Genomic DNA, 12,354 nt, shown 5'->3' on the forward strand with positions numbered 1-12,354 from the left:
AAATGGGCCTGGTACGAACATCAGGGCTTAACCTGTTGCGAAGCTGACCAGCGAAATTCCTGTCAACAGTGTGGCGCAAGCTTCACGTCCAATAGTCGACCCCCATACGAATGCCGTATCGTGAATCACGAAGACGGCAGCCATTCGCGAAGGACGATACCTTGACGATCAATCAGCCCATTTCTTCTTTGCCGGCCGGTCTTCCTGATCTGGCGCTTCTCACGGAGAAAGCTGCCGGGACGGGATCTGTCATTATCTATCAACCTTATCTCGACCCTTCGCAACGCAGCCAGATCGACGCAGCGGCCATGCCGCTCGATATCTCGTTCAATACGCAGGCCACGACCCGCGAATATGAACTCTTCCGCACCCTGTATCAGCATCACGAGGCGATCGGCCTCGGCGACGACGTATTCTGGGGGCTGCTCTCCAGCAAATTCGAGATGAAGTCGGTGACGAGCTTCCCGTCCTTTGTCACGGAGGCGGAAAAGGCCAGGGCAGAAGGTGCGGACGCCTATCTTTACAATCCGCTGATCGGCCACGCGGCGATCTACAGCAACGTTTGGGAACATTCGCTGCTTGGCGGTCATCCCGGCATGGACCCGATCTTCCTGCATATCCAGAACCTCGGCTATCCGATCGCGCCGCCTCAGGACAAGACTGCCTTCGCGTTCTGCAACTATTTCTGCGGCAACCGGAAATTCTGGTCCGGGTATTTCGCCTTTTGCGAACGCATTCTCGAATCGCTGGAACACCAAGCGCGTGCCGGCACGCCGGCGGGTACTGCCTATGCCGGCACGGCTCACTATTCGCGCGATGCCAATGCGAAGATGCGCCCCTTCGTGATCGAGCGCCTGCTCGGGCTTTATGTCCAGCAGGCTGCCGCCTCCGGATTGAAAATCGCCGCCTTCGTGCCGGCCCTTGCCGATTTCGAATGGAAATTTGGTATCCGCCTCGGCCGTCTGCTGCATGGGCTCTTCGCTGCCAAGGAAGCCTTTCTGAAGAGCCTTGACGAGGCGCTCCTGACCTCGTGGCAGGAAGGCCGCCAGCCGCTCATCAAGCAGCCGCATCTGATCTGGATGGCTGATGATCCGCCCGCCTGGATGCCGCGCGGCCAGTTTATCGGCGGCCGCGAATTGATGCGCGCCTATGCTCCGCAGGCATCAGGCGCCACCCCGACGCCGCAGCAGCCGATACGGATGGAAAGGCCCGCTATATCAGCCGCGCCGAAAATCGAGCAGCCGCTCCGCAACCCGCTGCAGCCCTTTGCCGGCGGATGGCAGGCGCACAAGGACCGTCACTGCATCTGGATCGTGACGCCCGAAAACTACAATCACAGCCACGCCTTTGACGAAGTCGCGCTCGGCCTGCAAGGCGCCTTCGAGGAACTCGGCGGCTCGGCACCGATCGTCCGCGACATGAACGCGTTCGCAGGCCGTGCGCCGATCATCTACGGCGGCAATCTTCTCCCCGCCGAAATCGCCGGCCATCTGCCGAAGGACAGCGTCATCATCAACCTCGAGCAGGTGTCCGAGGAAAGCAGCTGGATCAATTCGCGCTATATGTCGATCCTGAGGGCGATGCCGGTGCTCGACTACAGCCCGCGCAACCGCGAAAACCTTGCCGCCAAGGGCATCGATCACGCCGGTGTCCTCGAAATCGGTTACAGCGGTTGCCTGAGCCAAATCCAGCACAACCCCGTCAAGGATATCGACGTCCTCTTCTACGGCTCGATGAACGAACGCCGCCACCATATCCTGAAGACGTTGAACGACAGCGGGCTAAAGGTCGCGCATCTCTTTAACATCTATGGTGCGGAACGCGATGCGGCGATTGCCCGCGCCAAGATCGTCATAAACATCCATCATTATGCGAGTGGCGTTTTCGAGATCGTGCGTATTTCCTATCTGCTCGCCAATCGCGTTTGCGTGCTGACGGAAGGTGATAGCCGCGATCCAGACCTCCAGCCCTTTATCGGCGGCTTGGCAATTGAGCGCTATGACGACATGATCGACCGCTGCTACAAGCTGATCGCAGACGCAGACGAGCGCGATGCCACTGCCGCGACTGGCCTTGCGGCCATGCGGAGCCGCTCGCAGGCGGACATGCTGATGAGCGTCATGAAGGCCGCAGAAAAGGTAAGTCATGCGCATTGAGACCGCAGCCATCGAGGGCATTGTTGCAATCACGCCGCCACGCTTCGGCGATCACCGCGGCTACTTCTCCGAGGTATTCAAGGATGCCTGGTTCCGGGAAAATGTGGCCAACGTCACGTTCATCCAGGACAATGAGTCGCTTTCGGCGCAGGCTGGAACCGTCCGGGGGCTGCATTTCCAGATCCCGCCCTTTGCCCAGGGCAAACTGGTGCGCTGCCTTGCCGGTCGGATCATGGATGTCGTCGTCGATATCCGCGAGGGATCGCCGAGCTTCGGCAGATGGCTCTCTCAGGAACTCTCGCCGGAAACTGGCAAGCAGCTCTGGATACCGGCCGGTTTCGCGCACGGATTTGTAACGATCGAGCCGAACAGCGTTATCAGCTACAAGGTAACTGCACCCTACAGCCCGCAGCATGATCGGGGCATCGCGTGGAACGATCCGATGATCGGCATTCGCTGGCCGTTCGATGAGAGAGAGATAGTGTCGTCCGACAAAGACAAGACGCTGCCGCGGCTCGCCGATCTGCCAAGCCATTTTTCTTATTCAACACAGCAACCCAAGGATTGATCGTCGATGCGCATACTGGTCACGGGCGGAGCGGGCTTCATCGGATCGGCATTGGTGCGCCATCTTGTCAGCGAGATCGGCGCCGAGGTGCTGAATGTCGACGCACTGACTTATGCCGGCAATATGGCATCGCTGAAATCCGTCGAATCGGCGCCGAACTATCAATTCCTGCGCGCCGATATCTGCGACCACGCCAGGATGCAGGAAGCATTCGCGTCCTTCCGCCCTGATATCGTCATGCATCTCGCCGCAGAGAGCCATGTCGACCGCTCGATCTCGGGCGCTGCCGATTTCATTCAGACCAATATCGTCGGCACATTCAGCCTGCTGGATGCCGCGCGGCACTATTGGGACGGGCTGGACGCGCGCAGCAAGAGCGCCTTCCGCTTTCTGCATGTCTCGACGGACGAGGTCTACGGCTCGCTCGGCGACGAGGGCCTCTTCGCGGAGACGACGCCTTACGATCCGTCCTCGCCCTACTCCGCCTCCAAGGCCGCGAGCGACCACCTGGCGGTCGCCTGGCACCGCACCTATGGCCTGCCCGTCGTCGTCTCCAATTGCTCCAACAACTACGGCCCGTTCCATTTCCCGGAAAAGCTCATTCCGCTGATGATCCTGAACGCATTAGAGAGCAAGCCTCTTCCGGTTTACGGCAATGGCGCGAATGTTCGCGACTGGCTCTATGTCGAAGACCACGCCCGCGCGCTTTTCACGATCGCATCCAGAGGACGCCCCGGGGAAAAATACAATGTCGGCGGCCGCAATGAGCGCCGGAACATCGATGTCGTTCATCGCATTTGCGCGATCCTCGACAGCGTCTACGCTGACAAAGCACCTCATGCACATCTGATCGCCAATGTCACGGACAGGCCCGGACACGACGCACGCTATGCGATCGATGCCTCGAAGCTCGAAAGCGAACTCGGCTGGAAGGCGCAAGAGACTTTCGAAACCGGCATCGAGAAGACGGTGCACTGGTACTTGGAAAACGAATGGTGGTGGAGGCCGCTGCGCGAGAACGTCTACTCCGGCGAACGCCTCGGCGTTCTCAAAGGACAATAAGCGATGCGCATTGCCGTCACCGGCAAACAGGGCCAGCTCGTTCAGTCGCTGCTCAGACGTGGCGCCGAAACGGACGTCGACATCAGTGCGGTCGGGCGCCCGGAAATGGACCTCGCGAATCCCACAAGCATTGCGGCCGCCTTCTCGGCTCTGCGCCCAGATCTGATCGTCTCGGCCGCCGCCTATACGGCGGTCGACAAGGCCGAGAGCGAAGCCGAGCTTGCTTTCTCAGTCAACGCGACCGGCGCCGGGGCGGTTGCCGAGGCTGCCGCGCGGATCGAGGTCCCGGTGATCCACATTTCGACGGACTACGTCTTCAGCGGCGACAAGGCCTCCGCATATTCCGAAGAGGATGCCACGGCGCCGATCTCCGTCTATGGGCGTTCGAAACTCGCGGGCGAGAAGGCCGTCGCGGCGGTGAACCCGAACCACGTCATCTTGCGCACTGCCTGGGTCTATTCGCCCTTTGGCACCAATTTCCTGAAAACGATGCTGCGGCTTTCCGAGACGCGCGATCATCTTCGCGTTGTCGCCGATCAGACAGGATGCCCGACCTCGGCACTCGACATCGCCGACGCGATTCTTGCGATCGCAACCCGCATCGTAGCGGATCCTGCGCCATCGCTCCGCGGCACCTTTCACCTGACCGGCAGCGGCGAAGCTAGCTGGGCGGACTTCGCCGAAGAGATATTCGCGGAGCTTCATAAATCCGGCGGCAAAAAGGTCGAGGTCGAACGCATCCCGACGGCGGATTATCCGACGGCGGCGATGCGTCCCGCCAATTCGCGTCTCAGCGGCGACAAGCTCGCCAGAACATATGGAATCCGACTCCCGGAGTGGAAGCAGTCCATGATGGTGGTCATGCAAGACCTTTTGAATAAAGGTCTTTAAGGAGATTGGCATGAAGGGAATTATCCTCGCCGGCGGCACAGGCACACGTCTGCATCCGATCACAGAGGCCGTCTCGAAACAGTTGATGCCGGTCTACGACAAGCCGATGATCTACTATCCGCTGACGACGCTTATGCTCGCCGGCATCAGGGAGTTGCTGATCATCACCACGCCTCACGACGTCGAAGCCTTCAAGCGCCTTCTCGGCGACGGCTCGCAATGGGGAATTTCGCTGAACTATGCCGTACAGCCGAGCCCGGACGGCCTCGCCCAGGCGTTCATCATCGGCGCCGACTTCGTGCACGGCGACAGCTCGGCACTCGTTCTCGGCGACAACATCTTCTACGGGCACGGCTTGCCGGAAATCATGAAATCTGGCACGAGTCGTCGCGAAGGCGCGACAGTTTTCGCCTATCATGTCACCGATCCGGAACGCTATGGCGTCGTCGGCTTCGACGAAAAGATGAATGCGCTGTCGATCGAGGAGAAGCCGAAGGAGCCAAAATCGAACTGGGCGGTGACCGGCCTCTATTTCTACGATCAGCAGGTGGTCGATATCGCCGCCAACCTGAAGCCGTCACCGCGCGGTGAATTGGAAATCACCGACGTCAACCGCACCTATCTCGAGCGCGGCCAGCTATTCGTGGAGTTGATGGGCCGGGGCTATGCCTGGCTCGACACCGGCACGCCGGACAGCCTGCACGATGCCGCGGGTTTCGTCAGCACCCTGGAGAAACGCCAGGGCTTCAAGATCGCGTGTCCCGAGGAAGTCGCCTGGCGCATGGGTTACATCTCGCAGGCCGAACTCGCCAAGCTCGCGGAGAAGCTCGGCAAGAGTGCCTACGGCCAGTACCTGCGGAAGCTGTCCCCGGATTGGTGAACTGTCTGGCCGACCAGACGCGCTGTCCCTTTCAACCCGCATAACTGCAAAATCGACCGCGATTTTCGCAGTTATGCGTTCGTCCGTATGGATCAGACGTTTCCGGCTTCTCGCGCACTCGGAAATTCCGCCAGCCGGGCAGCGTAACGCGCCATGGTGTCGACTTCGAAATTGACAAAATCGCCGGCCTTGCGCTCACCCCAGGTGGTGACGTCGAGCGTGTGGCGGATGAGCAGGACATCGAAATCGGTGCCGTCGACAGCATTGACGGTCAGCGAAGTGCCGTCCAGTGCGATCGATCCCTTGGGGGCGACGAATTTCGCCAGATGTTCGGGCGCACGCAGGCGATAGCGGGTGGCGTCACCCTCCGATGTCACCGAGAGGATTTCCGCCTTGCCGTCGACATGGCCGGAAACGATGTGGCCGCCGAGCTCGTCGCCGATCTTCAACGACCGCTCGAGATTGATGCGGCTTCCTTCTTGCCAGGTGCCGATCGTCGTCAGCCGCAGCGCTTCTTCCCAAGCTTCCACCTCGAACCAGCGGCCATTGCTGCCTTCATCAGGCAGGCCGGTCACGGTCAGGCAGATGCCGGAATGGGAGATGGATGCACCCATATCGATGGTGGAGGGATCATAAGCGGTCGCGACGCGCAGCTTGATGCCCTCCTTCAGGGGGGAAACGGATTCTACTATACCGACATCGGTGACTATTCCGGTGAACATCAAAGCCCTCTTTCATACTCGTCCAGGCGATCGTCGCCAAAGATTCGCGTGCTCATATGCATGAAACCGGATGGTATGTCGGTTGCCTGCAACGGGGATTCAATACCGCCCTCACCGAGGGCGACAGGCGCCTGATAGAGCTGGATGTGGTCGACAAGACCGGCTTCGAGGAATAGCCGCGCCGTCTTTGCGCCGCCTTCGACCAGAAGCGAAGAAATGCCCCGCGTCGCAAGCGCCGGGAGCAGGACCTCGGGGTGATAAGGATTGCAGTAGACAATTTCGACGCCGGCGGCTTCGAGCGCGGTGCGGCGGGAGTCCATGTCGGCGGGGTCAGTGGTCGGCGCCCCAGCATCCGCCCCCAACGGCGAAACCTCTTCCCTCGCCACCACAATCACCGGCACGTCCCGCGCCGTCTGAACCAGCTTGCTCGTCAACGGCAATGCCAGCGCGGGATCAAGGACGATGCGGATCGGCGACTGTGCTTCGAGGCCTGGCGTGCGCACCGTCAAAAGCGGGTCATCTGCTATCGCGGTGCCGATGCCGACGAGGATCGCGTCGGTTTCGGCGCGCAGCGCCTGAACCTCAGCGCGGGCCTCCGGACCTGTGATCGCCACTTGGCCCTTCCCCTCACGGCCGATCATGCCATCGGCGGAAACGGCAAGCTTGAGAGTCACATAGGGGCGGTTCTTCGTTTGGCGGGTGAGATAGCCGGCCAGCGAGCGCCGGCCCTCTGTTTCCAGCACGCCTGGCGTCACCTCGATGCCGGCGTTGCGCAGCATCGCGATGCCGCGGCCCGAGACGCGCGGGTCAGGATCGGTGACGCTGACAACAACGCGGGCAATGCCATAGGCGATCAGCGCCTCTGCGCAAGGTGGCGTCTTACCGTGGTGCGAGCAGGGTTCGAGCGTCACATAAGCGGTGGCGCCACGGGCGAGTTCGCCGGCTTCGGCGAGCGCCTGCGGCTCGGCGTGCGGGCGGCCGCCGAGAGCCGTGACCGCACTGCCGACGACGACGCCGTCACGAACGATCAGGCAGCCGACGGAAGGGTTGGTGGCGGTACGGCCGAGATGCCGGCGCGATAGGCGGATCGCCGCCGCCATGAAACCTTCGTCCTCCGCCGAGACTCTCATGGCTCATCTGTCCAGCGGGTCGCGGGCGATCTTGGCGTTGATTTCGGAAATGACCTTCTCGAAATCCTCGGCAAGCGAGAAATCCCGGTAGACCGAGGCGTAACGCACGAAGCCGACATCGTCGAGGCTCTTCATGGCTTCCAGCACCTGCAAGCCGATTTGCTCGGAGGAGATTTCCGTCTCGCCGGAACTCTCAAGCCGGCGGACGATGCCGGAAACGGCGCGCTCGATGCGATCCCGCTCGACGGGGCGTTTGCGGAGCGCCACTTCGAAGGAGCGCACCAGTTTGTCACGATCGAAGGGCACCTTGCGGCCAGTCTTCTTGATGACCATCAGCTCGCGCAGCTGGACGCGCTCGAAGGTGGTGAAGCGGCCGCCGCAATCCGGACAGATACGCCGCCGGCGGATGGACGTGTTGTCCTCCGCCGGACGCGAATCCTTGACCTGGGTATCTTCCGAACCGCAATAGGGGCAGCGCATCGCTACTCCTTACCCCATGTAGCCATACATGGGGAAGCGGTCTGTGAGGTTGACCACCTTGCCGCGCACGGCGGCTTCAACGGCGGCGTTGCCGTCATCGGAATTGGCGACCTTCAGGCCGTCGAGAACCTCGACGATCAAATTGCCGATCTCGCGGAATTCGGCTTCCTTGAAGCCGCGCGTCGTGCCGGCCGGTGCGCCCAAACGCACGCCTGACGTGACGAAGGGCTTTTCCGGGTCGAAGGGAATGCCGTTCTTGTTGCAGGTGATATAGGCGCGGCCGAGAGCTGCCTCGGCGCGCTTGCCGGTGGCGTTCTTCTTGCGCAGGTCAACGAGCATCAGGTGGTTGTCGGTGCCGCCGGAGACGACGTCGAGGCCGCCTGCGATCAGCGTCTCGGCCAGCGCCCGGGCGTTCTTGACGATCTGAGCGGCGTAATCCTTGAATTCCGGCTGCAGCGCCTCGCCGAAGGCGACGGCCTTGGCAGCGATGATGTGCATCAACGGACCACCCTGCAGGCCCGGGAAGACAGCCGAATTGAACTTCTTGGCGAGATCCTCTTCATTGGTGAGGATGACGCCGCCGCGCGGGCCGCGCAGCGACTTATGCGTCGTCGTCGTCGCGACATGGCAATGCGGGAACGGCGACGGATGCTGGCCACCGGCGACGAGGCCGGCGATGTGAGCCATGTCGACCATCAGATAGGCGCCGACGCTGTCGGCGATCTCGCGGAAGCGCTTCCAGTCCCAGATGCGGGAATAGGCGGTGCCGCCGGCGATGATCAGCTTCGGCTTGTGCTCTTCGGCTTTGCGGGCGACTTCATCCATATCGAGCAGGTTGTCGCCTTCGCGCACGCCGTAGGAAACGACGTTGAACCACTTGCCCGACATGTTGACCGGCGAACCATGCGTCAGGTGGCCGCCCGAATTCAGGTCGAGACCCATGAAGGTGTCACCGGGCTGCAGCAGCGCCAGGAACACGGCTTGGTTCATCTGCGAGCCGGAATTCGGCTGGACGTTGGCGAAATTGACGCCGAACAGCTTCTTGGCGCGCTCGATCGCCAGTTCCTCGGCGATATCGACGAACTGGCAGCCGCCGTAATAACGCTTGCCCGGATAACCCTCGGCATATTTGTTGGTCATGATGGAGCCCTGGGCTTCCAGCACGGCGCGGGAGACGATGTTCTCGGAAGCGATCAGTTCGATCTCGTGCCGTTGGCGACCGAGTTCCTTTCCGATCGCGCCGAAAATTTCCGGATCAACGTCCGCAAGCGAGCGATTGAAGAAGGATTCGGTGGAAGCATTGGTCATGGGCGGGCTCCTCAACTGGAATGCGCTGAGGTATTAGCCTTCCGCCGTGGCAAGGGCAATACGAAGAACGACATTTGCTGAGCAAAGCGCGCGCTCCGGCCATTTTGCGACAGCGCGGCGCCGATGAATGGCGGCCGCATGACGCAGCGCCCTGCCCGGCATAAAAAAACCGCGCCCTCGAGGCGCGGTTCTCAAAATCACGATGCTGAGGTCGCCGCTTACTGAACCGGCTGTTCCATGCCGGCCGTGGTGTCGAGTGCGAGCTCGGCATTGCCGTCCATCTGATAGATGTCGTCGCGAAACTGGACGATGCCGTCGGGCATGCCCCAGGCGGAGATGTAGACGAAATAGACCGGAACTTCGGTGGCGAGCTTGATCGGCGTGTTGACGCCGCTTGCGATCACCTGTTCCATCTGCTGGCGGTTCCAGCCCGGCGTCTCGCGCAGCAACCAGGTCGACAGGTCGCGCACGTTCTGAACGCGGACGCAGCCCGACGATTCGAAACGCATGAGCTTGTTGAACAGGCCCTGCTGCGGCGTGTCGTGCATGTACTCGCCGTTCTTGTTGTAGAAGTTGATCTTCGTCGACGCCATGGCGTTGATCTTGCCCGGGTCCTGGCGAAACATCAGGTTCGGCGCCTCGCCGTTCCAATCGACAGTCTCCGGAGAAACCTCATTGCCCTTGCCGTCGATCAGGCGGATCGCGTTCTTTTCGAGATATGTCGGATCCTTGCGCATCAGCGGCATGATGTCCTTTTCGACGATCGAGCGCGGCGCGGTCCAGTAGGGGTTGAGGATGACTTCGTAGATCTTCGAGTTGACGAGATGCGTCGGTCGGCTCAGACGGCCGACGACCGCGGTGTGGCGCGTCGCAACGCTGCCGTCTTCGACGGCCTCGACATAGGCGGCCGGAATGTTGACCATTAGGTGGCGGCGGCCAAGATCTTCCGGGAAGGTCTGCAGGCGGACCAGATTGGTGTTCAACTGCTGCAGGCGGACATCGGCCGGAATGTTCATCGCCTTCAGCGTGAACTCGCCGAGAACGCCGTCGGACGGCAGGCCGTGACGCGCCTGGAAGCGCTTGACGGCGCCGTCGACATAGGAATCGAAGGCGTTCGACATGCCTGCCTCGCGCGGCAGGTCGCCGGTGATCGCAAGGCGCTGGCGCAGCGCCTGGACGGCGGGAGAGGAAACGCCGAGCTGCAGGCGCTGATCACCGGGATTGACTTCCGGCCAGCCGCCGGCTGCCGCAATCTGCTGATACTGCATGATCGCCTGCTGTGCGCTCGCGACCGATTGGGGACCGAGGATCGGCGTATTGGAAACGACGGCGGTCGCCGTGCGCGAAGCCGCCTTGGCATCGAACTGGTCGTCCCAGTTGCCGCGGCGCGGCGCGTTGATCAGCGTATCGAGCGCCGACTGCGCCAATGCCGGCGCGGCCATAGCGCTGGCGCCAATCGTTGCCGCGGACGCAAGGAAAGCGCGGCGCGAGAGAGCTTCATTTCCGTTTTTCTTCGACATAGTCCCAACCACTGAATGCCGCATGCAAGGAAGCGCGGCGCTTTGCGATATCACTGCGCCGTAACGCAGATCCCTATCCATTCGTTCTCCCGGCACATCGGAAAATCCTGCCCCGCATCACAAGACTGCGATGCGGAAGCCTGAACGTTCCTGGTCCATTGAAAGCGCCGGTTGCTAACCTTCCGCTGCCACACCAATATGGCCAATTCGTGTTGCCGGGACCGCAGATCGCTGCCGATGGCCGAGTCATCACGCAACGAACCATGTGACGAGGTAAATCGTGCCGGTTAATAACGGCTAAAAAACGGCTTGAATACCGGCCCTTACGCTTGCCTGCCATGCGTTGCAAAGATGCCACGCGGGCGCAAACGGCAAAACCGGACGCGCAGGGAACGCATCCGGTTTTCTTCAACCCTGAAAGGAGGTCGAGGGTCTTAGAGGCGATACATGATCGAGTCGTTCCAGAAGCGGTCGAGCCGCTGGAGCAGCTTGTTCATCTGAGTGAACTCGTCGGTGCCGATGCCGCCGACCTTGTCGATCGAGGCGATGTGGCGTTCGTAGAGCTTGGCGACCGTTTCGGCGATGTCCTGGCCGGTGTCGGTCAGGCTGATGCGGACCGAGCGGCGGTCGATGCGGGAGCGCTGGTGGTTGATGAAGCCGAGGTCGACCAGCTTCTTCACGTTGTAGGAAACGTTGGAGCCGAGATAGTAGCCACGGGAGCGCAGCTCGCCGGCGGTCAGCTCGGAATTGCCGATGTTGAAAAGGAGCAGCGCCTGGATGGCGTTGACGTCGCTGCGACCCTGGCGGTCGAACTCGTCCTTGATGACGTCGAGAAGACGGCGATGAAGACGTTCGACCAGATGAAGGGATTCCATGTAAAGATCACGGATGCCCTGATCCTGCTGGTCACGGAAGTTGGATACCGCCTGCGGCTTGATTTTCGTGTTCATATTGACTGCCTCACTGTTTGTTTGGCGGTGTCGTTTTCTTCCCGCCTTGAGTGAGACCCTATCGAATACATATAAAATTCGACTTAAACCGCAGGCTTAATGGAGCCTTACCGGAAACTCCACGTTGTCTCAGGGTAAATCAACACTTACCTGGCGGCGGTGCCGGCGCTTTTCCAGCCAGAGCAACAGGCGGAATATGCAGTAGACCGCGGCGACCATGAGATGCAGCAGAATGATCAGCTTGTTGGGTCCGAAGATATCAGGCAGCAGGCCATACATCAGGATCTGCCCGCCTGCTGCCAGCACCCAGATAACCGGCCCCCAGGAGACGGTAAGCCAGAGGCCGAGGGAGGCGACGGGGAAAAGCACGGCAAGGCTGGTGCTCGCCACCTTCCACGGCAGGTTCAAAAGATCGAAGCGGCCGGCGCCGACCAAGGAATAGCCGACGAGCATCGCCCAATATTGGAGACCGAACCAGAAGCAGGATACGGCCACCAGCCTCAGGAGGAGGATGAAGAGAAGATCCGCCAGCGTGCGTTTCGGTAGTGTCGGGGATTCGGTTTCCATGGCGCAAACATCGGTTCGGGATCGGATCGTTACAAGCAGTTTTTCCGCCGCGGCCAATCGTCCGGTTTGGATTTTCCGGGCGCCATGATAATGAGCGCTCCGATAAATGGAATGGGCCAG

12 protein-coding genes are annotated in these 12,354 nt (G+C 61.0%); 5 read left to right on the forward strand and 7 right to left on the reverse strand.

The features are described 5' to 3' along the window. Positions 1-161 precede the first annotated feature (161 nt). From HJC00_RS20635 to rfbA, 5 genes are read left to right on the forward strand one after another with little or no spacing between them, the layout of a single operon-like run. Complete coding sequence (locus HJC00_RS20635; RefSeq protein WP_221155843.1) at positions 162-2,156, forward strand: glycosyltransferase family 1 protein; 1,995 nt, start codon at positions 162-164, stop codon at positions 2,154-2,156. Next, on the forward strand, positions 2,146-2,724 hold the full coding sequence (gene rfbC, locus HJC00_RS20640; protein ID WP_210628362.1) for a dTDP-4-dehydrorhamnose 3,5-epimerase: 579 nt from the start codon (positions 2,146-2,148) through the stop codon (positions 2,722-2,724). The genes HJC00_RS20635 and rfbC overlap by 11 nt, the downstream gene beginning before the upstream one ends. A gap of 6 nt (positions 2,725-2,730) precedes the next feature. Beyond that, on the forward strand, positions 2,731-3,786 hold the full coding sequence (gene rfbB / locus HJC00_RS20645; RefSeq protein ID WP_210628363.1) for a dTDP-glucose 4,6-dehydratase: 1,056 nt from the start codon (positions 2,731-2,733) through the stop codon (positions 3,784-3,786). Positions 3,787-3,789: 3 nt separating this feature from the next. Next, a complete protein-coding gene (gene rfbD, locus HJC00_RS20650) occupies positions 3,790-4,677 on the forward strand; it encodes a dTDP-4-dehydrorhamnose reductase (protein ID WP_221147283.1) in 888 nt (295 codons plus the stop codon). A gap of 10 nt (positions 4,678-4,687) precedes the next feature. After that, the gene (gene rfbA / locus HJC00_RS20655) at positions 4,688-5,557 is read left to right on the forward strand and encodes a glucose-1-phosphate thymidylyltransferase RfbA (protein ID WP_210628365.1); all 870 of its coding nucleotides are present in this window, start codon (positions 4,688-4,690) and stop codon (positions 5,555-5,557) included. Positions 5,558-5,649: 92 nt separating this feature from the next. Here rfbA and HJC00_RS20660 read toward each other — a convergent pair whose 3' ends face one another. The 7 genes from HJC00_RS20660 to HJC00_RS20690 form a co-directional block, all read right to left on the reverse strand. Beyond that, a complete protein-coding gene (locus HJC00_RS20660; RefSeq protein WP_210628366.1) occupies positions 5,650-6,279 on the reverse strand; it encodes a riboflavin synthase in 630 nt (209 codons plus the stop codon). Then, the gene (gene ribD, locus HJC00_RS20665) at positions 6,279-7,409 is read right to left on the reverse strand and encodes a bifunctional diaminohydroxyphosphoribosylaminopyrimidine deaminase/5-amino-6-(5-phosphoribosylamino)uracil reductase RibD (protein ID WP_221164546.1); all 1,131 of its coding nucleotides are present in this window, start codon (positions 7,407-7,409) and stop codon (positions 6,279-6,281) included. The genes HJC00_RS20660 and ribD overlap by 1 nt, the downstream gene beginning before the upstream one ends. Before the next feature lie 3 nt (positions 7,410-7,412). Beyond that, positions 7,413-7,889, reverse strand: coding sequence for a transcriptional regulator NrdR (gene nrdR, locus HJC00_RS20670; protein ID WP_003547190.1), 477 nt, complete (start codon positions 7,887-7,889; stop codon positions 7,413-7,415). Positions 7,890-7,898: 9 nt separating this feature from the next. Then, positions 7,899-9,197: a serine hydroxymethyltransferase gene (glyA, locus tag HJC00_RS20675; protein WP_210628368.1), complete on the reverse strand. Its 1,299-nt coding sequence runs from the start codon at positions 9,195-9,197 to the stop codon at positions 7,899-7,901. 218 nt (positions 9,198-9,415) lie between these two features. Beyond that, positions 9,416-10,717 carry a murein L,D-transpeptidase gene (locus HJC00_RS20680; RefSeq protein ID WP_210628369.1) on the reverse strand — a complete coding sequence of 434 codons (1,302 nt, stop codon included), beginning with the start codon at positions 10,715-10,717 and terminating at the stop codon, positions 9,416-9,418. A gap of 434 nt (positions 10,718-11,151) precedes the next feature. Then, positions 11,152-11,667 carry a transcriptional regulator LdtR gene (gene ldtR, locus HJC00_RS20685; RefSeq protein WP_210628370.1) on the reverse strand — a complete coding sequence of 172 codons (516 nt, stop codon included), beginning with the start codon at positions 11,665-11,667 and terminating at the stop codon, positions 11,152-11,154. A gap of 129 nt (positions 11,668-11,796) precedes the next feature. Next, a complete protein-coding gene (locus HJC00_RS20690; RefSeq protein ID WP_210628371.1) occupies positions 11,797-12,234 on the reverse strand; it encodes a DUF6163 family protein in 438 nt (145 codons plus the stop codon). Positions 12,235-12,354: the final 120 nt, after the last annotated feature.

The organism is Rhizobium sp. NLR22b, assembly GCF_019685295.1.
Taxonomy (GTDB): domain Bacteria; phylum Pseudomonadota; class Alphaproteobacteria; order Rhizobiales; family Rhizobiaceae; genus Rhizobium.